This is a genomic window from Capilliphycus salinus ALCB114379, from assembly GCF_047276495.1.
Taxonomy (GTDB): Bacteria; Cyanobacteriota; Cyanobacteriia; order Cyanobacteriales; family Microcoleaceae; genus Capilliphycus; species Capilliphycus salinus.
Genome location: NZ_CP178543.1, coordinates 7,052,962 through 7,075,566, shown reverse-complemented (window position 1 = coordinate 7,075,566; position 22,605 = coordinate 7,052,962). Strand labels below are relative to the sequence as shown.

Annotated in this window: 22 protein-coding genes; 9 read left to right on the top strand and 13 right to left on the bottom strand. The window is 42.6% G+C overall.

Features of this window, described 5'->3' with window-relative positions; translation table 11 throughout:
* Positions 1-7: 7 nt before the first annotated feature.
* On the bottom strand, positions 8-2,011 hold the full coding sequence (dnaK, locus tag ACL6C3_RS28710) for a molecular chaperone DnaK (RefSeq protein WP_413163357.1): 2,004 nt from the start codon (positions 2,009-2,011) through the stop codon (positions 8-10).
* A gap of 348 nt (positions 2,012-2,359) precedes the next feature.
* On the opposite strand from dnaK, the gene pds reads away from it, so the two are divergent.
* A complete protein-coding gene (gene pds / locus ACL6C3_RS28705; protein ID WP_413163354.1) occupies positions 2,360-3,814 on the top strand; it encodes a 15-cis-phytoene desaturase in 1,455 nt (484 codons plus the stop codon).
* Between the two features lie 44 nt (positions 3,815-3,858).
* Complete coding sequence (gene crtB / locus ACL6C3_RS28700) at positions 3,859-4,788, top strand: 15-cis-phytoene synthase CrtB (RefSeq protein WP_413163351.1); 930 nt, start codon at positions 3,859-3,861, stop codon at positions 4,786-4,788.
* A gap of 122 nt (positions 4,789-4,910) precedes the next feature.
* On the opposite strand, the gene ACL6C3_RS28695 is transcribed toward crtB, so the two are convergent.
* The 3 genes from ACL6C3_RS28695 to ACL6C3_RS28685 form a co-directional block, all read right to left on the bottom strand.
* On the bottom strand, positions 4,911-5,384 hold the full coding sequence (locus ACL6C3_RS28695) for an RNA recognition motif domain-containing protein (protein ID WP_413163350.1): 474 nt from the start codon (positions 5,382-5,384) through the stop codon (positions 4,911-4,913).
* Between the two features lie 734 nt (positions 5,385-6,118).
* Positions 6,119-8,626 (bottom strand): M48 family metalloprotease, encoded by a 2,508-nt coding sequence (locus ACL6C3_RS28690; protein ID WP_413163349.1) that lies wholly within the window; start codon positions 8,624-8,626, stop codon positions 6,119-6,121.
* Positions 8,627-8,800: 174 nt separating this feature from the next.
* Positions 8,801-10,363 carry an NB-ARC domain-containing protein gene (locus tag ACL6C3_RS28685; RefSeq protein ID WP_413163347.1) on the bottom strand — a complete coding sequence of 521 codons (1,563 nt, stop codon included), beginning with the start codon at positions 10,361-10,363 and terminating at the stop codon, positions 8,801-8,803.
* 273 nt (positions 10,364-10,636) lie between these two features.
* Here ACL6C3_RS28685 and ACL6C3_RS28680 point away from each other — a divergent pair, with 273 nt between their 5' ends.
* On the top strand, positions 10,637-10,807 hold the full coding sequence (locus ACL6C3_RS28680; protein ID WP_413163344.1) for a hypothetical protein: 171 nt from the start codon (positions 10,637-10,639) through the stop codon (positions 10,805-10,807).
* Between the two features lie 474 nt (positions 10,808-11,281).
* A complete protein-coding gene (locus ACL6C3_RS28675) occupies positions 11,282-11,524 on the top strand; it encodes a UPF0175 family protein (RefSeq protein WP_413163342.1) in 243 nt (80 codons plus the stop codon).
* A gap of 33 nt (positions 11,525-11,557) precedes the next feature.
* Here the strand turns inward: ACL6C3_RS28675 and ACL6C3_RS28670 are convergent, their stop codons facing one another.
* The 4 genes from ACL6C3_RS28670 to ACL6C3_RS28655 all read right to left on the bottom strand — a co-directional run bounded on the left by ACL6C3_RS28670 (position 11,558) and on the right by ACL6C3_RS28655 (position 13,889).
* Positions 11,558-11,776, bottom strand: a complete 219-nt coding sequence (locus ACL6C3_RS28670; protein WP_323221294.1) for a type II toxin-antitoxin system HicA family toxin — start codon at positions 11,774-11,776, stop codon at positions 11,558-11,560.
* Positions 11,776-12,141 (bottom strand): type II toxin-antitoxin system HicB family antitoxin, encoded by a 366-nt coding sequence (locus tag ACL6C3_RS28665; RefSeq protein ID WP_323221296.1) that lies wholly within the window; start codon positions 12,139-12,141, stop codon positions 11,776-11,778. The genes ACL6C3_RS28670 and ACL6C3_RS28665 overlap by 1 nt, the downstream gene beginning before the upstream one ends.
* A gap of 56 nt (positions 12,142-12,197) precedes the next feature.
* A complete protein-coding gene (locus ACL6C3_RS28660; RefSeq protein WP_413163339.1) occupies positions 12,198-12,941 on the bottom strand; it encodes a Uma2 family endonuclease in 744 nt (247 codons plus the stop codon).
* A 210-nt stretch (positions 12,942-13,151) separates the two neighbouring features.
* The gene (locus ACL6C3_RS28655; RefSeq protein ID WP_413163338.1) at positions 13,152-13,889 is read right to left on the bottom strand and encodes a Uma2 family endonuclease; all 738 of its coding nucleotides are present in this window, start codon (positions 13,887-13,889) and stop codon (positions 13,152-13,154) included.
* 133 nt (positions 13,890-14,022) lie between these two features.
* Here ACL6C3_RS28655 and lgt point away from each other — a divergent pair, with 133 nt between their 5' ends.
* From lgt to ACL6C3_RS28635, 4 genes are all read left to right on the top strand, one after another.
* Positions 14,023-14,886 carry a prolipoprotein diacylglyceryl transferase gene (gene lgt / locus ACL6C3_RS28650; RefSeq protein WP_413163336.1) on the top strand — a complete coding sequence of 288 codons (864 nt, stop codon included), beginning with the start codon at positions 14,023-14,025 and terminating at the stop codon, positions 14,884-14,886.
* A 445-nt stretch (positions 14,887-15,331) separates the two neighbouring features.
* Positions 15,332-16,159: a precorrin-4 C(11)-methyltransferase gene (gene cobM / locus ACL6C3_RS28645; RefSeq protein WP_413163333.1), complete on the top strand. Its 828-nt coding sequence runs from the start codon at positions 15,332-15,334 to the stop codon at positions 16,157-16,159.
* Between the two features lie 249 nt (positions 16,160-16,408).
* On the top strand, positions 16,409-17,266 hold the full coding sequence (locus ACL6C3_RS28640) for an SDR family oxidoreductase (protein ID WP_413163331.1): 858 nt from the start codon (positions 16,409-16,411) through the stop codon (positions 17,264-17,266).
* Between the two features lie 42 nt (positions 17,267-17,308).
* Positions 17,309-18,100, top strand: coding sequence for a DUF3598 family protein (locus tag ACL6C3_RS28635; protein WP_413163328.1), 792 nt, complete (start codon positions 17,309-17,311; stop codon positions 18,098-18,100).
* 18 nt (positions 18,101-18,118) lie between these two features.
* Here the strand turns inward: ACL6C3_RS28635 and ACL6C3_RS28630 are convergent, their stop codons facing one another.
* Genes ACL6C3_RS28630 through ACL6C3_RS28620 form a run of 3 tightly spaced genes read right to left on the bottom strand, consistent with a single transcriptional unit; the run spans position 18,119 to position 19,984 of the window.
* Positions 18,119-18,511 carry a nuclear transport factor 2 family protein gene (locus ACL6C3_RS28630; RefSeq protein WP_413163325.1) on the bottom strand — a complete coding sequence of 131 codons (393 nt, stop codon included), beginning with the start codon at positions 18,509-18,511 and terminating at the stop codon, positions 18,119-18,121.
* 46 nt (positions 18,512-18,557) lie between these two features.
* Entirely contained in the window at positions 18,558-18,836 is a 279-nt protein-coding gene (locus ACL6C3_RS28625) for a hypothetical protein (protein ID WP_413163322.1), read from the bottom strand.
* A 17-nt stretch (positions 18,837-18,853) separates the two neighbouring features.
* Positions 18,854-19,984 (bottom strand): methyltransferase domain-containing protein, encoded by a 1,131-nt coding sequence (locus ACL6C3_RS28620; RefSeq protein WP_413163321.1) that lies wholly within the window; start codon positions 19,982-19,984, stop codon positions 18,854-18,856.
* A gap of 344 nt (positions 19,985-20,328) precedes the next feature.
* On the opposite strand from ACL6C3_RS28620, the gene ACL6C3_RS28615 reads away from it, so the two are divergent.
* A complete protein-coding gene (locus ACL6C3_RS28615; RefSeq protein ID WP_413163318.1) occupies positions 20,329-20,760 on the top strand; it encodes a RidA family protein in 432 nt (143 codons plus the stop codon).
* 12 nt (positions 20,761-20,772) lie between these two features.
* Here ACL6C3_RS28615 and ACL6C3_RS28610 read toward each other — a convergent pair whose 3' ends face one another.
* Positions 20,773-21,780, bottom strand: a complete 1,008-nt coding sequence (locus ACL6C3_RS28610) for a zinc-binding dehydrogenase (protein ID WP_413163315.1) — start codon at positions 21,778-21,780, stop codon at positions 20,773-20,775.
* A gap of 12 nt (positions 21,781-21,792) precedes the next feature.
* On the bottom strand, positions 21,793-22,605 hold the full coding sequence (locus ACL6C3_RS28605; protein ID WP_413163313.1) for an alpha/beta fold hydrolase: 813 nt from the start codon (positions 22,603-22,605) through the stop codon (positions 21,793-21,795).

Below are 22,605 nucleotides of genomic sequence, written 5' to 3'. Positions count from 1 at the left end.
AAACTGTTTAGAGCCAATCATCATCTTGTTCATCCCAGTCATCACTTTGGTAATAGCGTCTGGTAGTCCGTCCCGTGTCTAAAGGTTCTGAACGAGGGGGATAGTCGCGATAGTCATAACGTTCTTCCCGACGGCGCTCGTTCGTAGCCGAAAAGGTACGACGGATCGAACCAAACAAATCATCTTCGTCCTCAGCACCCAAAGCAGACACTTCTCGGTTAAGTTCGTAGAGGGCATCTTGTAAATCGGCCCCAATTTGATCGATTCCGCGATCGTCGTCTCGTTCCAGGCTATCACGCAAAGCCCGAATTAGGGTTTCAATCCGTCCTCGCTGACGTTGGGCAAATTGCATCCCGTAGTCGAGGGCGACTTCTCGCAGTTGTCGTTCCGCCTGATAGGTTAAAGCTTGGGCGCGATTGCGTTTTTCGACCCGTTCACGCTGTAAACGGTCTTGATCGGCAAATCGTTCGGCGTCTTGGATCATGCGGTTGACTTCTTCTTGAGAGAGGGTAGATGCGCCCTGAATGGTGACGCTTTGTTCCCGTCCGGTGGTTTTATCGAGGGCGGTCACGAGTAAGATCCCGTTGGCGTCGATATCAAAAGAAACCTGCACCTGAGGAACACCCCGAGGCGCCGGCGGAATTCCCGTTAGTTTAAATTTACCCAAAGATTTGTTATCGCTGACTAATTCTCGTTCCCCTTGTAAGATGTGAATTTCCACCAAAGTTTGATTATTTTCGGAAGTCGAGAAAATATCGGAACGTCGCACGGGAATAGTCGTATTGCGAGGGATGAGTTTTTTCATTACCCCGCCAATGGTTTCCAAACCGATAGACAGAGGCGTGACATCTAATAACAAAATATCTCGCACTTCTCCGGCTAAAATCCCCGCTTGAATCGCCGCCCCCACCGCCACAACTTCATCGGGGTTAACGCCTTGATTGGGTTCGCGGTCAATCAGGCTATAAACCACCTGTTGCACCATCGGCATTCGGGTTGAACCGCCGACTAAGACCACTTCATCTATTTGATCGGGACGAAGATTGGCATCAATTAAAGCCTGTTTGATCGGCCGACGCAAGCGTTGAACCAAATCGGCACACAGTCCTTCAAATTCGCCTCGGGTGAGTCGATAATCGAGGTGTTTCGGCCCTTCTTCGGTGGCGGTAATAAACGGCAGGTTAATTTCTGTTACCCCCAGGCCAGACAGTTCAATTTTGGCTTTTTCGGCGGCCTCAGTCAACCGTTGTAGGGATTGGCGGTTGCGTCGAAGATCGACTCCTTCCTGTTCAAGAAATTGATCGGCCAACCAATCAACGATTTTTTGATCAAAATCATTCCCCCCCAGTTGAGTATCGCCGCTAGTCGCTTTGACTTCAAACACACCATCTCCGACTTCGAGAATGGAAACGTCAAAGGTGCCACCGCCCAAGTCAAACACCAGAATGGTTTCATATTCGCGTTTTTCCAGTCCGTAAGCCAGAGACGCGGCGGTGGGTTCGTTGAGGATGCGTTTGACATCGAGTCCGGCGATGCGTCCGGCGTCGCGGGTGGCTTGGCGTTGGGAGTCGTTAAAATAGGCGGGAACGGTAATCACGGCGCCGGTGACTTCTTCGCCGAGAAAACGGCCGGCTTCATCGGCCAATTTCCGCAAGACCATTGCTGAGATTTCTTCCGGGGCGAAGTCTTTTTTCAAGCGGGGACAGCGTATTTTGACGTTTCCGACATCATCCCGGCGAATGGTGTAGGGGACTCGTTTTGAGGCGGGAGTGAGGTCAGCGTATTTATTGCCTATTAACCGCTTGACTCCAAAATAGGTATTTTGTGGATCTAAAATTGCCTGTCGTCTGGCCATCTGTCCGACGATGCGTTCCCCTTCTCGGGTAAAACCAACGACGGAGGGGGTTGTCCGCATTCCTTCAGAATTGGCGATCACGACAGGCTTTCCGCCCTCCATGACAGCGACCACAGAGTTAGTTGTCCCCAGGTCAATGCCGACTACTCTACCCATGCGTTGGTTTTCTCCTTATGTGCTTCGATTTGGCTTGATTCTCCGATTATCTATTTTATCGTGTCAAGTCAGGCAATTATCACCTCACCAGTCTTTACAGTCACTCATTACCCTTCGGGAACGTCCGTTGCTTCTCGACTATTCCGCCAAGTCAGCACTGCCTCACCAGTCACCAGTCACCAGTTATGAGTAGCCAGTTTTCAGTAACCAGTTCTAACTGACTTCTGACGACTGACATCACGACTTCTGACTTCTCTCCATCCTTCTTTAACAAATCTTGGACTTGTATGTAACAAGATGTAAAGTATAATGAGAACGAAATCCAAACAAGTAGACTAAAGGTTATCAATGCGAGTTGCGATCGCCGGAGCAGGTTTAGCAGGTTTATCTTGTGCCAAATATCTCACGGATTTGGGTCATACGCCCATCGTTTTAGAACGCCGAGATGTATTGGGAGGCAAGGTGGCCGCATGGAAAGACGAAGACGGGGACTGGTACGAAACCGGTTTGCACATTTTTTTCGGTGCTTACCCGAATATGTTGCAGCTTTTTAAAGAACTCGGGATCGAGGAACGGCTGCAATGGAAAGAACACACGATGATTTTTAACCAGCCGGAAAAGCCGGGTACCTATTCTCGGTTTGATTTTCCCGACCTGCCCGCTCCAGTTAATGGAGTGATAGCGATCCTGCGTAATAATGATATGCTGACTTGGCCGGAAAAGATCCGATTTGGTTTGGGGTTAATTCCGGCGATGGTTCAGGGGCAGAAGTACGTTGAGGAGATGGATCAATACTCCTTTTCCGAGTGGCTAAAACGGCAAAATGTTCCGCCTCGGGTGGAAAAGGAAGTGTTTATTGCCATGTCAAAAGCGCTCAACTTTATTGACCCAGATGAGATTTCGGCAACGATTATTTTGACGGCGCTCAACCGCTTTCTACAAGAGAAAAATGGCTCGAAGATGGCGTTTTTGGACGGTTCGCCGACAGAACGTCTTTGTCAGCCGATGGTCGATTATATCACCGAGCGAGGGGGCGAAGTTCGACTCAACTCACCGATTAGAAAGTTTTTATTGAATGCCGATGGCAGTGTCAATGGCTTTCAGGTGGGCGGATCGGATGAAGCGTTAACGGCTGATGCTTATGTTTCGGCGATGCCTGTCGATCCTTTGAAATTGATGTTACCCGAACCCTGGCAAAAATTGGATTATTTTAAAAAGCTAGACGGTTTACAGGGCGTTCCGGTGATTAACGTGCATTTGTGGTTCGATCGCAAGCTGACCGATATCGATCATCTGTTATTTTCGCGATCGCCGCTTTTGAGCGTGTATGCGGACATGAGCAACACCTGTGAGGCTTATTCTAACCCGGATCGTTCGATGTTAGAGTTGGTTTTAGCGCCGGCCAAAGACTGGATCGGCAAGTCCGATGAGGAAATTGTTGCCGCTACAATGGCCGAATTGGAAAAATTATTTCCCCAACAAATTCCCCATCAGGCGAAGTTGTTGAAGTCTCATGTGGTGAAAACGCCTTGTTCGGTTTATAAGGCGGTTCCGGGCGCTCAGGCTTGTCGTCCTTCTCAAGTTACACCGATTCCCAATTTCTTTTTAACTGGGGATTATACGATGCAACGATACCTGGGTAGTATGGAAGGTGCTGTACTTTCTGGTAAACTAACAGCGCAAGCTATTAGTCAGCACTCAGCCTCAATTGACAAGCACGCCCAGGCGGCTCAGGTTGATTCTGCCTTTAATGGCAATTCGGCCGGTGTCAATTCTCCCACCCGCACCCCTGTTACACAATAACCAACCGATTTACGGCTGATAGCGACAGAGCAGAAAAACGACGAATGCTACAACTGTCTAAGTCCCCCCGGATGAGAACTCTGGCTTCCTTGGAAGACTCCTACGAACTCTGTCGTCAGATTACTGCGGAGTATTCCAAAACTTTCTATATGGGAACTCAGCTTATGCCATTCGCCAAGCGTCGGGCGATCTGGGCGATTTATGTCTGGTGTCGCCGTACCGATGAACTGGTTGATGGGCCAATGGCGAGTTCAACAACGGCTGAAACTTTGGATCATTGGGAACAACACCTCGAATCGATTTTCGCAGGAGATCCCATTGATGATGAAGATGTGGCGTTAGTGGATACTCTCAAGCAGTATCCTCTCGATATTCAGCCGTTTCGAGATATGATTGCGGGTCAACGGATGGATCTGTACCGCAGTCGATATGAAACGTTTGATGAGTTGAAACTGTACTGCTATCGGGTGGCGGGTACAGTTGGGTTGATGTCTATGGCGGTGATGGGTGTTGCCCAATCTGACCAAAAGGCTCCCTGGGATCAACAACAAGGCTCTTATATCCCGACCGAAGAAGCGATCGCCCTCGGAATTGCCAATCAATTAACGAACATTCTCCGAGATGTCGGTGAGGATGCTCGCCGAGGTCGCATTTATCTTCCCCTAGAAGAGTTGGCCTTGTTCAATTATACGCAAGCGGATTTGTTGAATGGAGTTGTTGACGATCGCTGGCGAGAACTGATGCGCTTTCAAATTCAGCGGGCGCGTAAGTATTACACTCTCGCCGAGCGAGGAATTCGCGCTTTGAGTCCTGATATTCGCTGGCCGGTTTGGTCGGCGTTGCTGCTGTACAGCAAGATTCTCGATGAAATTGAGCGCAACCAGTACGATGTTTTTAGCAAACGAGCCTATGTTCCGACACGGCGCAAGTTAGTTTGTTTACCTGTGGCCCTTTTGAGATCAAAGGTGTTGTAGTTGACCACCTGTTGATCCAACTCCTGATTCCATTCAAAAACCCGCCCTGAATCAACTCAGGCGGGTTTTATTGTCGCAGCCGATGAAATTTTAATTTTGCTGCTGATGTTGATTTCGGGGTCTTAATTGGTGGTTTGAGCCGAAAGCATTTCTTTGAGTTTCTCTAGCTGATCGGCCCAACGGGGATCGGGTTGAACGGAGTCGCTAGAACTTGATGAACTGCTCGAAGAACTCGAAGAGGAGCCACCGCCACCTTTTGATTTCTTCTTCTTGGCCCCACCGGCACTTTTGGCGGTCGGACGAGATTCTTCTTCCGATCCACCCTCTCCTTTTTCGCTCTTACCTTTTTTGCGGGGTAAGGCTTTTTCGATTTTTAAGGGGTTTTCCTTGAACATGAAGCCATTGTATTTTTCAACAATTTGATCGGCTATTTCATCGGTTTGTACGGTCACAAAACCAAAACCCCGACATTTTCCCGTCTTGCGATCGGTGATCACTTTGGCGGAGACATTATCTCCTTCCTCTGCAAACACGTCCTGCAATTCTTTGCGATCTAGTTCTTTGGGAAGATTTCCAACATAAAGACGAACTGGCATGGGTTAAACCTCCAAATATCAACTAAAATGAGCTAGCTAAACAACCCGACGACATGGACTGCTATCCTCTGAATAAAAAACCTCTGCTGTTCAAAAATACTCTCCTTTTGAAGAGTCTTTTTGCTTTCGGTAGACAAAAAATTGACGACTTTTTCTCTGTCTATCCCAAGCCAACGGGTGACTTGGATATTCCTTCTCCACCTGTATTTGCTGATGCAGAAACCTATAATTTGTTTGCCTGTTTTGTAAACTTGCGGTCATCTCTCAATTACTTACTGCCGTATACGCTTTTAATTCCTTTGGGTGTCATTTGAAACACTTGTAACCCAGACTATAAAACAAATATCAATGGATGTCAGCTTCCTGTCGATGTAACGCCTACTCAAGTTTAGTACACCCTCGGGTACAAAATGGAACATTTGGAGAAAAAGTCGCTCGATCAGAATACCTGTTCGGTCAAAAACAGCAACACTTAATAAAACTCTGCTCTCTATTATTCCTAACGGATAATTTAAAGCCATTTTCTAAGATATCATAGCTGTCAGCAGAATTCTAGCAATTTGTTCAAATTTTTTTTGACTGCAACAGGATTGTCTTCGGCAATCTTTGATTTAATTGATTTCCGTCTTCCTCCGATCTACCCGACAGGTTAGACAAGTATTAAAGGTTTGTAAACAAATGTAACATTGACTGCTGCAAAATGCAAATCCCATCTTCTTAAAACTCACAAAAACTTAAAATCCTCCTTGAGAAATCATGTAAGCTCCCCAAACGGCAAGCGCACAAGCTAAGATTGTAGACCAAATTGGATGCCCTGCTGTCAAATTCACTTGACGATCTTGAGTCGCAATCGTTTCTACATCGATCCAGGTTGTCGCCCCCCGCCGATACCATCCGGTTACGGTGATAGACTTGCCAATTAAATCAACTGGATGAGTTGACGGTCTAAAATTTGCTAATGGAGTCAACACCGGAATATAATGCAGTTTGATCGCTCCGGTGGCGGTTTGTAAAATTAAATCCTGTCCCATTAAATTACTCAACCCCTGTCTACCCAAGAGTTTCCCCTCCAGACGTAGCGGTTGACTGTCAATTGGCAAAGCGTTAGGGTTGGCTAACAAATTCACCAAATTCGGATTTTGCAAGGCCTTGGCGGGTTGAAAATCTGGAAAAAATGAGTTGATGCGAATAAATATCCCGACACTGCAAGCCAGGGGAATACAACCGGCTAAAATCCAAAAATCCCCAAACAGCCATTCTAACTGCCAAATCCCCACAGTTGCCAAAATTCCGCCCAATAACCAAATTAGACTTCCCAGCATCAACCCGGCAGGAAATCCAAAATAAGGCGCCCCCTGAAGAAGCAAACGGCGGGATTGCTTAAACAGAGGTGATGGTGATCGGGTATTTTCCTGAGATAAATCTAACTCGGTGTTCAATTTCCAGAAACTTGCATAATGAGATAAGATCGACAAGCGATCGCCAAGGACTGGATGCGTGTTATTAATTTCTAACCACTTGCGATCCTGATTGGTTAAATCCCAACTTAGCCGAAATTCTATCTTACCACAATCTGCTACACCGCTAAAGATCGTCGCCTGTTTGTAACTGACGGGCATCAACAGATCAAACCCTTCTAACAAGCTGCTTGTCCCCCGTTGCTGGATTTCGCTTGCCATTCCCATCGCGATTTTCACCAGCGCCCGAGTCAGCCCGTTAGGATTTCCCGTCAGGTTGCAAGCGGTGCGATCATGATAATACACCCGTCGGCGAGACACCCAATAGGTCGGTAAACGCAAAATTCGATACAACCCATAACTCAAAGGTGAAACAATTGTGAAAATTATGTTGAGAAGTCTGATCGTCAATAATAAAATTGACCGGACAAAATTCGGGATAAACTCGGGGAGTCTGTTCATCAAATCTAAAGATTGTTCAACCCATTGTGCAGATTGCCAATAAATTTGATAGGGAATTTGTACAATCATTATCAGCCAAGACATGACTAAAAAATCCCACTGACCCACTGAAGCAATTTCTCGGGCATATATAACGGCAATTTCATCTTCCGAGAGTTGATCGAGTAATCCCTGACTAACGACAATTCTAGCAAATCTCGGCCAACAACCGTAGGTCATCGCGATGGGTGCATTTGTTGGTAATATTCTCAAGGCGGGGATTTTCCAATTGCGTTGTTGACAATAATTTCTTAAGATTCGGTTGGCTTCCGGACTGTGGTTAAATAATGTTGTCATGGCTAAAGGTTGCATTCCATAAGCGAGTTTGAGCAACCCATCCAACAGCCAAGGGGATAGAATAAATAATCCCGCCAAACTGATATAAACAAATTCTGTCGGATCGCGATAAAACAGTTGTAAGGTATCAACCAACGGCAACCACAATAACAGTTTATTGGCGGTTTCCATCAAAAACTCGATCAACCGGGGAAGAAACCAAAGAAGTGCAAAAACGGTTAGGGCTTGTTCGAGATAAAATCGATTTAATTTTAAAGCTTTTAAACGCCGCCATTGGGTCGCTCTCTCGGCTTGTTTCCAGGCGAAGGGATGAACTTCTGTTGGCTGTGGATTTTCGAGTATTTCTTCTGTTTGGACGCTGTTTTCTGTTGAAAACGGACTGGAATTTATTGGTAAATTTGATATTTTTTCTGGTTGAGGTTGTTGTTGATTTTCCTTTTGTTGTTGAACGGAACTTAGATGATTTTGGGGTTTTTCTAAACGGTAATAATTAAGTTCGGCATCAACGGATGGCTTTTTTTGTGGGGGTTCAAAAGCGACAAAACCCGCATCTTTTGAAGGTTGTGAAGGTTGAACGTTTGGCGGTTGTAAGGTGGGTTCAAAGGGAACAAAACCCGGTTCTTTTGATGGGGATGTGGTATTTTTAGGGTTGGCTTCGGCTTCGGTTTCTAACGGATAACGGTTTTTTAAGTCTTCTAAGGTGTTTTTCGCCCAAGTTTGAACTTTTGCTTTCGGATGTTGTGTTAGGCTTTGACAGATGGCGATCGCTTTTTGAGGGTTGCCAGTTCGTTCGCAGGCGACAACTAACCCCATTTGTGCTTTAATTCCGGCGCTTCGGTGGCTTTGAGACTCGGCGATCGCTTCGAGATGGGCGATCGCGGTTTGATATTGTTTTTGTTTCAGCGCCGCTAACCCCGTTTCCAGAGAGGGGTTTTCTTCCGGGAAGTTTTCCGAACCCGACGCCGGAGGACGAGGAGTAGATGACATGGCGGTTCCTCCACTGGGACTTTTTTTAAGATAGCCCAGGGTTGGGGTATTGTGAATATTTTATCAGATTGTTACAAAATTTTTCTAACTTCTGGCGGATTTGTGGAGATTTTTTAATCAGAGGGCTGGTGCAGAAGTGTTAGGGATTAGAATTAATTGTCGTGGATTAATAAATTAAGAAATAGACGGTAAAACCTCGTGCAGATAGTAATTAATTAAAGGGTCGATCCGGTAGTAACGTTGATCTGCTTCCAATGTATTTTCAATCAGCGATCGCTTTTCTAACGAACTTAAAATATTAATGAGTTCCGAACAGTCGCAGGGTTGAAAATCGTCAGAAATTTGAGTTAAAGTCAGGGCAGTTTTTGAATTGGCGATCTTGTAGAGAACCATTTTTTCGGTTTTAGAAAGTCGCCGAAACTGACGGTCTAGGCGATCGCCAAACTCCCCAAAAAAGGCGGGATAGTTGATAAACCCGGTTGTATCACCTGCAAATACGGTTTGAATCGTTTTTCCAACGGTTTGTAAAGCCAGGGGATTTCCTTTATATTCACTGACTAGCTGTTCCAGATTTTCTTCCTCGACTATTCCTTCATGTTTGAGGATTTTTTGTGCATTTTGGGGTTTTAAACCCTTAAGTTTGAAGCAACGAACGGCTTGATTTTTACCCGTGAATCTGTCAATATTTCTCGGGGTTTCACTGCTGGTCATCAGCAAACAGCTTTGGTGGAGAAGTTGACCTATTTTGTTGAGAAACTCTCCGTAGGGTTGATATCCTTCTTTGTAGTGACCGACTAAAGTCTTGGGTTGAAATAGGGATTCCCAATGATCTAAAATGATTAAGCAGCGATGTTTTTGGAGAAACGTGATTAGAGTTCGTATCCCGTCAGCAATAATAACAGATTGGTTAAAGTTTGAGGTCGAGACTCTAGATTGAACTAATTTCTTAAATAATTGACTGATTAAATATTCCTCTGGCTGATCTGGAGTAGAAGATTCACTAAAAAATTGAATAAAATCCGTGAGAAGATGAGTAAAGGGCGGAGTATGATCGAGATTTCGCCAGATAATATATTCAAAATCTTCTTGTACTTGTCCCGCCAATTTAGAAGCAAGTGAAGTTTTTCCCACCCCTTGTATTCCCGAAATTGCTACAACCCGACAGCGATCTTCTATTATCCAATGTTTGAGTGCCGTTAGTTCAGTTTCCCGTCCGTAAAATGTCGAGACATCTATCGCTTCTATCGAGTCAATTTTTTTGGGTTTAGCAGGTGAAGGAGTTGTGAGGGGAGTTGAAGTTGAGATGGGTTGTTCGGGATGATTTTCGGCTATTTTTTTGGCGATATTTACGGCTTCAGATGTCAGAATTTCTTCGTTATTAAGATGGATTTCTAGTTGATATCCTGCCGCTTCGAGAAATACAGAAACATCTTTCCAATGATGTAGGGATTTTTTCGTGATAACTTCCACATAGCGATACAATCCCCTCGATAAATCCACCCTTAAACCAGAACAATTTCGATGAAGTTCTGTTGCAATTTCCGAGGGACTCAAACCACACAGAAGTCCCCGCAGGATAATCTTTTCTGTTTTGGTTAGTTTTTGTTTCTCACTATTTTTATGGAATTGTTTGGCGGTGGTGAGGTCTGAGTAGAGTTGTTCAAGGTTCCAGTTGTCCTCCGCTTCAAGAAACTTCTGGCCCAGTGAATGGTTTGATTGACTGGTTGAAGTTGCCATTACATTTTCTAGGATAAAGGGTTCTGATCGCCCTGTAAAGCTTATTTGTATTCTTCTCAGAACTCTGTTAATCCATTTAACTTATTTCAATTGGATTATAAGTGTTCGCTAGCAAAAAGTAAAGCTTTAAATCTTTAGTAGTCAGTTTGTAAGGCGTAACGATATTAGCCATAGATGCAACACCGCTAACGTTACGCTTTGCGATCGCATAACCTCTCAAGCTTCACCAATTCCGAGTTAAGTATTCAACACTCACTATTAATGGAAAAAAACATGAAATCCAAAAAATTTGTAGGATTAATGAGTTCTAGTCTATTACTTGTCGGTTGCTTGGGCAGTGTTTTAGCTTTACCAGCGATTGCAGGCATTATAAATCTAGGTACTCCTCTACATCGAGGAACTGAAATAGATGGCACCCCTTGGGAGTGGGATGGCATTAATTGATCTGAAAGAGAAGCAAAACAACAAGGGGCTGACTTGGCTTGTCAATCTCAAGGATACGAATATGCTACCAGTTTCACGACCAATAAAGGTCAACAAGCAGGGACTTGGCGTTTTTATACTAACGGACGCCTAGAATGGTGTGACTTTTGTCAGTGGTATATCACCAACTTGAAATGTTATGAAAAAAGAAGATAGCTTTGAGTTACGCTTCCCTTTAACGTTATATTACACCTCGCGATCGCATAACACCTAAAATCTAAAAGCAAAGGGTAGAGATAGTCTCTATCCTTTTTTGTTGTTCAAAGTGGGTTGGATTGAACCGCAGTCAAACTCAATCTTTAATTTTATACAGTTAAAAATGCGATCGCCAGGTGTTCGTTACTTACCTTTACCAAGCTGACGGATAGAACTTGAACTTATCGTTGTCTGGGCTGCTATAATTTAAAAGTAAAGTCAAAAGTTAAAGAAACAGCGATGAGCTTGGTCATTTCAGATGAGATTATCAAAGCAAGCGGTTTATCAGAATCCGAATTATTATTGGAAATCGTACTCATGCTTTTCCAACAGGAGAAAATTAGTTTGGGGAAAGCAAGCGAGTTGATGGGAGTGCATCGGATGCAGTTTCAAAACCTACTTGCAGATCGAGATATTTGCGTTCACTATGATGTAGCTGAATTTCAAGAAGACCTCAAAATTCTAGAGGAAACGGATCGGTAATGATCATTGTTAGTAACACTTCTCTTCGTCTAATTACAAATTTTCCCACTCATCTTGTGAAATCCCTGCTTGCATTAAAATTCGTTTGAGTAAACCTTTGCTAATATCTCCTTGATGGGGATTTGGAATCCGCAGTCGTAAACTATCCCGCACCATAAACTGATGTTTTCCACCCGAATAGGGGCCTGAAAAACCCGCAGCTTTTAATGCTAAAATTAACTGACGACGGGATATAGGACCGAAAGGTGGCATTAAGCAATAGGCTCCACTTTCAAACTGACTCCATCAAACTCTGGCAATTTGTGACCCTGAGCAACACCAATTAATATCCATTCTTCTAGAACTTCTAATAGTTCATTACGGCATTCTTCTAAAGTGTTTCCAGTTGCCCAGACTCCTGTAGCGCCCGGAATTGAACCGTAAAAACCTTCATTATCTTCGAGTATTTCATACTGCGCTGTCTGCATTGCTTTTTGAATATATTCTTGAATCATTTTTCCAGTTTCATGTCTCGGTTGAACAATTGATGGGTTAACGACAATATAGCAGTGTGAAATAATTCGGAAAAATCCTACCCGTTTACAGCCCCCATTATTGGGGGTTTGGGGGCTAAACAATTTTCAAATGATTAAAGAATTGCTATATAACCCATCTTATACTTAAACTATTTTTTTTACAATTCGTCGGGATTTACTCCCAATTCCCGCAACCGTTCTGCGAATTTTTCCGCACGTTGTCGTTCGATTTCAGCACGTTCTTCTCCGGTTAACAACAAATTCCCTTCGCTATCCCACCAACGCAACCAGGGTAATTCCATATTCCCATAGCGTCCTTGCCAAATTCCCAACTCAACGTTTAAAGGTGAAATTGGATAATGTCCTCGTTCGTTTGCCGGGACAGGTTGATAGCAATTGTCTACTAAATGATACAATTCAACCGAGGCTTTTTTGACTTCATAAATTCCATAATAGGGAACTCTAATCGCCTGTTCATAGACCCAAAATTTACCCACTTTTCCATCGCCATTAACTGAAGATGCGGGTGGGGTTTGATCTCGTTCTTCTGAACCAGAACCCGAAACAAATTCTAATACAATTAAAGGGGCAATATATTCTTGCCACAACACATAGGAACGTCTGACCTCTCCATTGACTAACGGCTTAACATTGGGAACATAAAACCAGTCGGGGGCTTCTGCACCTCGTTCGGGGGGTTCTGTTAGACGCCAATAAATTCCGCAGTCTTGACCGATGGCATATCGTCCGTCTGGATGTAGTTTATCGAGGGTGGATTTAATAGAATCGGTCAGTAGAATACTTTGAGGATGTTCTTGAAAGTTTTTCACAAATGTACCATCGGATTCGGGAAGTTGAGTGTGATCCGGAAGTGAGGTAATACCGAGTTCAGATTGTACCATAATAGCTCCTATTGGCTCAACTTGTTTGTATTTTGTATTGGTCTTTTATCAGTGAAAAAATTGATAGGTTAACAATAATATAGCAGTGTGAAATCATTCGGAAAAATCCTACCTGTTTACAGCCCCCATTATTGGGGGTTTGGGGGCTAAACAATTTTCCAATAATTAAAGAATTGCTATATAACCCATCTTATCCTTGAACTAATAATTTTACAACTCGTCTGGATTAATGCCTTGCGATCGCAATATTTCTGCTAATCGTTCAGCCCGTTGGCGTTGTTGTTCTAATTCAAGTTCTGCGCGTTCAGCGCGTTGTCGTTCATTTTCAGCGCGTTGTCGTTCATTTTCAGCCCGTTGATATTCTTGTTGTCGCAATTGATCGAGTTCTACTGGAGTTAAAAACTTTTGTCCATCCGGTCGATAAATTTCCAGTCCGGTTTCTGTTAATTCAAACCGAATTTCTAAGCGAGGACTCACCCAACCGTTCATTTGTTCGATGGGTTCTAACCAATTATCTGGGCGTTGTAATCCGGTTAATTCTTGTCGCTTTGGATCGTAAAGATAATATTCTTCAACGCCATATCGTTGATAAAATAACAACTTTTCTGCCATTTGTTTGGCTCGATTTCCGGGAGAAATAATCTCAAATACAACCTGGGGTGCAATATTGTTTTCTTCCCATTGTTGATAAGAACCCCTGTCACCTTTGGGGCGACCAAAAACAACCATAACATCGGGGGCTTGACGAATTTTGTTGTTTCCTTCAACCGGATACCAAAGCAAATCACCCGCAACAAACACATCTGCAACGGATGAAAATAGAATTTCTAGATTTTCTTTAATCGTAACAATCCAGCGAAATTGTTGGGTATTGTCTGCCATCGGTTGACCGTCACTTTCCGGGTAGATAATGGGAGTTTCAGTTTCCGGTGTAAATTGTTGTACCATAATCGCTCCTGTTTGCCGAACCTAACTGATGTTTTTTATAGCTGTTTTTTGGGTTAAAAAATACATGGGTTAACAACAGTGTAACCTTTAGTTGTAAAATATAGGTTGCCAATGCAACGGCTTCACATTCATCATGCACAGTTCTGATTTGCTGCTAGCGTTTCAATTTACGTCCCCCGGCCCGATCATGTTGCGGTTGGGACCGATCGCGATTCGCTGGTATGGTTTTTTAATAGCATCTGCGGTGTTAATTGGCGTAACCCTTTCTCAGTACCTCGCCAAACGTCGTCAGGTTGATCCGGATTTGATCGGAGATTTAGCCATATGGTTGGTGATTGGGGCCATCCCCTGTGCCAGACTTTACTATGTTGCCTTTGAGTGGGAAAATTATGCTAACGATCCGGGAAGTATCATCGCGATCTGGCGGGGAGGAATTGCCATTCACGGGGCAATTATTGGGGGAATTATTGCGGCTTTAATCTTTGCTAAAATCCAGCGAGTTCCGTTTTGGCAATTGGCGGATTTAGTCGCCCCTTCACTAATTTTAGGTCAGGCGATCGGACGCTGGGGAAATTTCTTTAATTCCGAAGCTTTTGGCGGTCCAACGGATTTACCCTGGAAACTTTATATTCCTCCCGAAAATCGTCCGATTGCCTATGCAAACTCAGAATATTTTCATCCGACTTTTCTCTACGAGTCGCTGTGGAACCTTTTAGTTTTTATCTTGCTAATGGTGTTATTTTTTAGAGGGTTAAAAGGAAAACCTCCGTTAAAATTGGGAACGATATTTTTAGTGTATTTTGCCGCTTATAGTTCGGGTCGAATTTGGATAGAAGGGTTAAGAACAGACAGTTTAATGTTCGGGCCGTTGCGAGTTGCTCAACTGGTGAGTTTGAGTGGTATTATATTCGGATTAGCAGGTTTAGCGTGGCTTTATTTGCTGAATCGTTCTTTACCCGATGTAGTTTCAACGAAGCCAAAACGCAATGAATCTTAAAGAAAAATCCCTAGATCGGATGATCTAGGGTTCCAACCAGGGTGCATCTACTATTGCTTTTATCTAGAAAACTTGGCTAATATCCGGAATAAAAACATAGATTAAAAAATGCCCCAGATTTGGAAATCTGGAGCCTCAACCAGGGTGCATCTACCATTATTACTATCTAGATAATTGTGGTTCTATCCGGAATTAACAGGTAATTTTGACAAAAAAAATGCCCCGGATGTTTAGTCCGGAGCTTCAACCAGGGTGCATCTACCATTATTTCTATCTAGATAACTTTGCCAAGATCCGGAACAATAAAAAAGCAGACAAAAAAAATGCCCCGGATGTTTAGTCCGGAGCTTCAACCAGGGTGCATCTACCATTCTCTTTATCTAGATGAGCTTGGTAACATCCGGAACAGTTCGGGAAATTGATTAATTTTTGAGCAGTTTTAAATATGAACAGACAAGCGACAAACTCACTACAACCTGCGGTTTACATTGTGGGGGCGGGACCTGGCGATCCTGAATTGCTGACGATAAAAGCTCAACGCCTACTCGCCCAAGCTGATACGATTTTGTATGCGGATTCGTTGGTACCCAAACAAATTTTACAGGATGTGCGTTCTGATGCAGAATTAATCGCCACAGCCAATAAAACCCTAGAAGATATCATTCCGATGATGATCGAACGGGTGCGACAAGGGCGTTCTGTCGTGCGTTTGCATTCGGGCGATCCAAGTTTGTATAGTGCCATCCACGAACAAATTCATCAGTTAGCCGAGGCGGAAATTGCGGTTGAGGTGGTTCCCGGAATTAGTGCTTATCAGGACGCCGCCGCGAAATTGCAGGTTGAGTTGACGGTACCGGAGTTGGTGCAGACGATTATATTAACTCGATTTAGTGGGCGGGCGACTTCCGTTCCCCCTCGCGAGGCGTTGGCGGGTTTGGCGGCGCACCGGGCGAGTTTGTGTTTGTATTTGAGTGCGCGTCATGTCGAACAAGCCCAGCAAGAATTATTGGAACATTATCCGCCTTCAACTTCTGTGGCAATTTGTTATCGTTTGGGATGGCCGGATGAAAAAATTAGAATTGTGCCGTTGACGGAAATGGCAAAAGTGACTGAAGAAGAAAAGTTGATTAGAACAACGCTTTATGTGATTAGTCCGGCGTTGGGAAATCAGAAAACAACTGCGCGATCGCAATTATATCACCCTCAGCATTCCCATTTGTTTCGCCCAAATTCTCACACAGGTAGGGTGCATCAAAATGATTGCTCGGGTTAAATTGAGTCAAATGGGGATGATTTGATGCACCCCAATTTGATTGAGTTGGTGCATCAAAATGATTGCTCGGGTTAAATTGAGTCAAATGGGGATGATTTGATGCACCCCAATTTGATTGAGTTGGTGCATCAAAATGATTGCTCGGGTTAAATTGAGTCAAATGGGGATGATTTGATGCACCCCAATTTGATTGAGTTGGTGCATCAAAATGATTGCTCGGGTTAAATTGAGTCAAATGGGGATGATTTGATGCACCCTACTTTTAATTTTAGGGGTGAATTACAAAAGATGAATTTTAATCAAAAACACGCAATTATTACGGGCGGTTCGAGTGGTATTGGTAAAGCAACGGCAAAGTTGTTGGCCGCATCGGGGGCGAATATAACAATTATTGCCCGTTCTGCGGAGAAATTAGAAACGGCAAAAGCGGAAATTGAAGCGGTTAAATTGCAGTCTGAACAGCGAGTTTTTACCGCAGTTGCCGATGTTTCTGATCGCCTAATTCTAGAAAATGTTATCGAAAATTCTGTTGAGGAATTGGGCGATCCCGATATTTTAATAACATCGGCAGGAATTTCGGTTCCGGGTTATTTTCAAGACTTGCCCATCGAAGTTTTTGAAGAAACAATGGCGATTAATTATTTTGGTTCTTTGTATGCGGTTCGGGCGGTTTTGCCTTATATCGAACGGCAAAAAAAGGGTAATATTGTGCTGATTTCTTCGGGGGCGGGATTGATTGGAATTTACGGTTATACGCCCTACTGTCCGTCAAAATTTGCTTTGCGAGGGTTGGCGGAATCTTTGCGGGGAGAGTTGAAACCGTTGGGAATTCGCGTGTCAATTGTTTATCCGCCCGATACGGATACACCCCAATTAGAAACAGAAAATAAGACCAAACCGTTAGAAACAAAACAGATTACCGAAACGGCTAAAATGTGGCAACCTGAAGATATTGCTCAAGAAATTATTGGCGGAATTAAAAATAATAAATTTGCCATTACACCGGGAATTGAAATGACATTGTTGAGTCGGTTGCATAGTTTGTTGGCTCCGGGACTAAATTGGTATTTTGATAGAATTGTTACTCAAACTCGAACCGAAATATGATATAATGCGAATAAACCTTGCAGTTTAGAGAGTTTCTTGATTATGGTTGATCTTCAAGAACAAAATTGGATTAATCTCTTTGGAAAGTATGAGTCAGATAGTCCGGGTTGGTTTGGAACTTGGACAACTTATTCACCGGAAAAAGAGGTTTTAAAAACGTTTCAAGGGGTGCGTTGTTTTCAAGCAAATTCCGATAAAACCGTTGTGACTCATAGCAATAATTATACATTTTCTGATGGTAGCACTTCCTCAAAAAGTTGGACGCTAGAAAAAGAATCTTGCAGTCAACCGGATGGGTTAATACATCCCGCACTTCCAAGCATGAGAGCGATTTATTTAAGTCCAGATGCAACGGCTGTTGTCAGTCAAAAACGAGAAAGCGATCAATCTTTAGGGACTGAACTCTTTTTTTATTACGAAGATCGGCGTACCAGTATCGTTCAGCTTTACAATGAACAAGGTCAACTGGAAAAGATTGTTCAAATCAGTGAAAAATGGGGTCAGTTTCCCGAAGATAAACCGACAGAACCCCTCACTCAACTGTCAGGAAATTGGAAAGGAGAAAAGCGAACAATCACACCTGATTTAAAATCCTCTGAACCGGAGAAAATAGAAGATTTTAGCTTCGATAAAACTTCAGATAAAAATCAATTAGTGTCACTACCCGATGGTTTCTTTTGTTATCCTCAAAAATCGATAAAACTGGGAGAAGCATTTCAAATTAAAGCGGGTCAACTTGTATCCGAACGGGAATACAGACAAATTACCGTTGAATACGATAGTTCGGGAAATTTTGTGGCTTTGAGCTTTGAAGTTTTACATCGCCAAAATTAATTAATATTTTTGCAGGAGTTAGGGTTTATAAACAAGGCTTAAATATTCTCGGTAACTGCAAATTTTATCGTCTCGAACATCAAAGGAAATGGCGACTTGATTTTTATAAGGGTTTCCGAACATTAAGCCTTCTGACGTTCCCTCAAAAACAACGGTATTTTCATTAAATGTTGTTCGTTCGAGAGTGAAAAATAAGCCCTGACTAAACACTTTTTCAGACACATAAGCTAAAAATTCAGCCATGCGTTCTTTTCCTTCATTTAACCCTTGATAGGGGCCTGCGGGAAATGAGAATGTAAAGTCATCACTCAACATAGCGATGAAATTTTCCCATTTCCCCGTCGCCAAACCATGACGAAAATGTTCAAAGGCTTGTTGGGCAGTTTCGAGCGTTTGTTGTGTTCCGGTCATCGATAAAAACTAGAGAGAATTGCTGTAATTATACCCTCCTTTATTACTAGAGTCCATCAATTTCTTCTTCCAGTATTCGCAAGAGTCGAGAAATGTATTCTGTTCGCCACTGTTCTCGCTGTTCGGACGTTTTTTCATCGGGTTGATAGGTTTCTATTTCCGCAGGTGATAAAATTCCTTTTGTTTCTAACAGTTTTTCTAGGGTATCAAGACGTTCGCGGAGTACAGAAACTTCACCCGCCAAGGCGAGAATTATTCCTAACAATTTATCCTGTTGAGGATCGTTGAGGTAAACGGGGCGTTGTCCTTTTGCTGTTTGTACCATTGGATTTTTTTTAATACTTATTTTTGGGCAGTGATCGCAAACCAAGTCGGACGGGTGCTAACGGGGGGTGTTTTAGAGTTATATTTGCGAATAAAGTTTTCACTCACTTTTTCAGAGTTAAAACCCGCTGTTTTAACAATAGCAGTTAAATCTAACTCTCGCATTTCCCCCCAAAACGGTTCGTTATTGTTAATGGTTTGCCAGTCGGAAATAAAGGCGGTATAAGCATCCATATGGCGGTATAAAGGCGCATCCAGATGAACCATAATCCCACCGGGCGATAGCAACCGATAGCATTCTCGCATGACGTTTTTAATGGCAGAAGCGGGTATTTCATGCAACAAAATATGAGAGACAATTAAATCAAATGTTCCGTCTGGGAAGTTTGTTTTTTCGGCATTTTGTTGAGATAAATGAACTCGTTTCTTTAAGGCTTCTGCCCGGGCGTGACCGTAGTGTAACATCGGTGAACCAATATCGATTCCATGAATTTCTGCTTGGGGATAAGCATCAACATAGGGAAGGGTACTGTGTCCGACTGCACATCCCATATCAAGAATTTTTTTAGGTTGAAAATGAGGATAATTTGGTTGGAGATAATTTTGAATAATGGAATGACCCATGTTATCATTGAGTGTTCCCAACCAACCCAAACCATAAACATAAACACCCCGATCATAAATGGCGCCGGCTGCGAGATCCTGTTCTTTATTTTCAGTATGATATCCTCCGGGCATACAGTGAATATCAACTTCGGTCATATAACCGGGGGTTTGAAAGTTTGGATCGAGAATTAAAGACCCGAGTTGATTTTGTATGTTTTTAGCTTTTTTAATTAGATCGGGAAGTTGACGTTCAACACTTGAACCCACTGACTCCCACATCATTTCCTGTTGAAATCGCTTTAAAATACTCCACCAATGATAATAGGATTGAGTTTGCATTTCTTGTAAAATTTCATGGCGATTTTCGGGAACACGTTGATGTTTTTCTTCAAATTTTGGCTTGACATTTTTTTCATAAACTGTCTTAATTCCCGATCCCATTTGACGATTAACATAAAGAGATAGGCTTTGCATGAAGTTTTGACGGGCTAACTCATCATGCGTTGTTTGGGGAAGCATTGCGTGTTGAAATTGTGCATTCATGGTTTAGGTGGTGTCAAGAAAAAAACAAGGTTCTATGGTCATAATTCCCCCAATATTGGGAGTTTGTGAGTTCGATCAAAGGCTGACAGTTAGAAAAGTTTGAGGTTAAAATTGGGTATTGAGACTCATGCTGTCTCGAACTCTAATTGAGATTGATTGGCTATTTAGATCTTCTTAAAGATTGGCTATGGTTTGCTGTATGGATTGATACTGTATTTTTGTAGGGAATTCGGTAAAATTTAGATATTCCCAAATTCTTTTTCAAGGTTAAATTCAGAATAACTGGAAAATTTACTGTTGGGGTTGTGATTAATCAGATGAAACAAGTAGAGTTTTTTTGAAAAATGACAAAACGCGAAGTTATTATCCCCCAAGGAATGGAAATTCTCTATGAAAAATTTCACTACTGTCCCGGAATAAAAGTCGGAAACACATTATATATTTCCGGTCAAGTGGGCCGCGATAAAAACTTACAAGTTGTTGAAGAAATAGAAGCCCAATTTATTCAAGCCTTTGAAAATGTTAAGGCTGTTCTTAATGCTGCTGGAGGAAGTTTTGATGATGTTTTCGAGATGATTACTTATCATGTAACCGGAACTCCGCCAACGACTCCCGAAGAACAAAAACAGTTTAAAATTCCGAATTTACAACTTTTTATACAGGTGAAAGACCGCTATTTTGTTAACCAGTATCCAACTTGGACAGGGGTAGGAATCACAGCATTATCTACACCGGGTTTGTTAGTTGAAATTAAGTGTACTGCTATTTTAGGATAAGCCAAATCTCAACTAAAATTGAACGACAACTTTTCCACAGTTTTTCCCTCCGAGTAAGTAATCAACCGCAGAGGGAATAGATTCAATTCCTTTAAATTCGGCTGAATCAATTGCAACTTGAATTTGACCGGATTCGAGTAAATCAAATAAACGATGTCTGGCTTCTAAACTGTATTCTTGATACAGTGGCATTAAAAAACCCCTAATTGAAGCCCCTTTCCAAAATATTTTTTCATAAATTCTGGGTTGATTTACCACTTCTAATTGTTCCGCATATTCCGAGATAAAACCAACGACAATTAAGCGACCTCGAACCGCTAAATTATTGACACAATTATCAAACATTTTGCGACCAATACATTCAAAAATTAAGTTAATTCCTTGAGGATATTCTCGCTGAAGCACCTCGTTAATATCTTCTGTTCGATAGTTAATTACCCGGTCACAACCCAATTTTTTGAGTAGGTTTGCTTTGGCTTCTGAACCGCAAGTTCCGATTACATGATTTCCCGCCAATTTTGCCAGTTGAACGGCTATGTGTCCGGTTCCTCCTGCTGCTGCGGTGACTAATATTGTCTCTTGAGTTGTCATTTCTCCCACCTGTTCTAAGGCGACTAAAGCAGAAATTCCGGTGGGAATTAATGTTAAAATTTCTGGGGTTGCTTGGGGAACTTTGATGGCGAGGTTTGCATCAATTACCTGATATTCGCTATAGCCACCTCCTCGAATTGTTGTGGCGACAGCATCCCCTATTTTAAAGGTGGTGATATTTTGACCAACCGCTACGACTTCCCCCACCGCTTCAACGCCCAATTCAAAGGGCGGAGTGGGTTTAAAATAAGGAATCTTTCCTTGAGATAATAAAGTATCAAAACCGGCATTAACTCCAGCAAATTTATTTTGAATGATAATTTCACTATCTCTGGGTTCAGGTAAGGGAACTGTAATGATTTCAATAGCTGATTTAAAGTCGCTACTAATTTGATTTGCAACTAATTTTTTGTACGTTTTTGGGTTCATTTAATTGGGCATCTAATCTAAAAAGTTAATTACGGCTTCAGCAACTTCTTGATAAACTTGATTCATCATACAAATTGTACCGCTAGCAATTTCAACAACTGTGTTATTCGGGATAACTTGAGAAACAAAATGACGATTTTCGGCTGCGGCTAAACCCAAACGTTCAAATTCATAAACATCATCTAAACCCCATAAAATCAGGGTTGGACATTGAATTAAACGAAATCGTTCTTCCGCTTCTAAACAATAATTTTGAACCGCCCAAACTGCATACAAAGGATGACCAAAACATTTTAAATCATCCAATACCCAACGATGATTTAGTTCGGCAGAACCCACGTAACGAGAACGGGCTAACCAACGTTTCATTAAATGTGAACCATCGGCTTGAATTTGAAATCCCACGTCATAAAGTTCAGAGAGTTTTGCTTGTCCTGCTTCTCCAAAACCCGCGACATTTCCTAAGATTAATTTCTTGACTCTGTTGGGATAAGTGGCTGCAATTTCTCCCGAGACAAAAGCCCCGGTATGATTTCCTAAAATGCAAGCTGTTTCGATTTTGAGTTCATCTAAAAGAGCAATTGCTGTTTTAGCATAGTCAGAAATTGTGTACATTCTCGGGGGTTTATCGGAGTCTCCAAACCCAATGAAATCCATTGCAATGACTTGTCTTTTTTGGGCTAAAATCGGCATTAATTCCCGATATTCGTCACCACTGCGAGGATTCATGTGTAACAACAGTAAAGGTTCTCCCTCTCCCGCAATTCGGTAATGGATTTGACCGTCTTCCGTGTCTAAAAAAGCTCGTTTTACTTTAATATTCAT

Coding starts and splice junctions, on each gene's coding strand:
- dnaK (WP_413163357.1), bottom strand. CDS start 2,011: ATGGGTAGAGTAGTCGGCATTGACCTGGGGACAACTAACTCTGTGGTC.
- pds (WP_413163354.1), top strand. CDS start 2,360: ATGCGAGTTGCGATCGCCGGAGCAGGTTTAGCAGGTTTATCTTGTGCC.
- crtB (WP_413163351.1), top strand. CDS start 3,859: ATGCTACAACTGTCTAAGTCCCCCCGGATGAGAACTCTGGCTTCCTTG.
- ACL6C3_RS28695 (WP_413163350.1), bottom strand. CDS start 5,384: ATGCCAGTTCGTCTTTATGTTGGAAATCTTCCCAAAGAACTAGATCGC.
- ACL6C3_RS28690 (WP_413163349.1), bottom strand. CDS start 8,626: ATGTCATCTACTCCTCGTCCTCCGGCGTCGGGTTCGGAAAACTTCCCG.
- ACL6C3_RS28685 (WP_413163347.1), bottom strand. CDS start 10,363: ATGGCAACTTCAACCAGTCAATCAAACCATTCACTGGGCCAGAAGTTT.
- ACL6C3_RS28680 (WP_413163344.1), top strand. CDS start 10,637: ATGAAATCCAAAAAATTTGTAGGATTAATGAGTTCTAGTCTATTACTT.
- ACL6C3_RS28675 (WP_413163342.1), top strand. CDS start 11,282: ATGAGCTTGGTCATTTCAGATGAGATTATCAAAGCAAGCGGTTTATCA.
- ACL6C3_RS28670 (WP_323221294.1), bottom strand. CDS start 11,776: ATGCCACCTTTCGGTCCTATATCCCGTCGTCAGTTAATTTTAGCATTA.
- ACL6C3_RS28660 (WP_413163339.1), bottom strand. CDS start 12,941: ATGGTACAATCTGAACTCGGTATTACCTCACTTCCGGATCACACTCAA.
- ACL6C3_RS28655 (WP_413163338.1), bottom strand. CDS start 13,889: ATGGTACAACAATTTACACCGGAAACTGAAACTCCCATTATCTACCCG.
- lgt (WP_413163336.1), top strand. CDS start 14,023: ATGCACAGTTCTGATTTGCTGCTAGCGTTTCAATTTACGTCCCCCGGC.
- cobM (WP_413163333.1), top strand. CDS start 15,332: ATGAACAGACAAGCGACAAACTCACTACAACCTGCGGTTTACATTGTG.
- ACL6C3_RS28640 (WP_413163331.1), top strand. CDS start 16,409: ATGCACCCTACTTTTAATTTTAGGGGTGAATTACAAAAGATGAATTTT.
- ACL6C3_RS28635 (WP_413163328.1), top strand. CDS start 17,309: ATGGTTGATCTTCAAGAACAAAATTGGATTAATCTCTTTGGAAAGTAT.
- ACL6C3_RS28630 (WP_413163325.1), bottom strand. CDS start 18,511: ATGACCGGAACACAACAAACGCTCGAAACTGCCCAACAAGCCTTTGAA.
- ACL6C3_RS28625 (WP_413163322.1), bottom strand. CDS start 18,836: ATGGTACAAACAGCAAAAGGACAACGCCCCGTTTACCTCAACGATCCT.
- ACL6C3_RS28620 (WP_413163321.1), bottom strand. CDS start 19,984: ATGAATGCACAATTTCAACACGCAATGCTTCCCCAAACAACGCATGAT.
- ACL6C3_RS28615 (WP_413163318.1), top strand. CDS start 20,329: ATGACAAAACGCGAAGTTATTATCCCCCAAGGAATGGAAATTCTCTAT.
- ACL6C3_RS28610 (WP_413163315.1), bottom strand. CDS start 21,780: ATGAACCCAAAAACGTACAAAAAATTAGTTGCAAATCAAATTAGTAGC.
- ACL6C3_RS28605 (WP_413163313.1), bottom strand. CDS start 22,605: ATGAATATTAAAGTAAAACGAGCTTTTTTAGACACGGAAGACGGTCAA.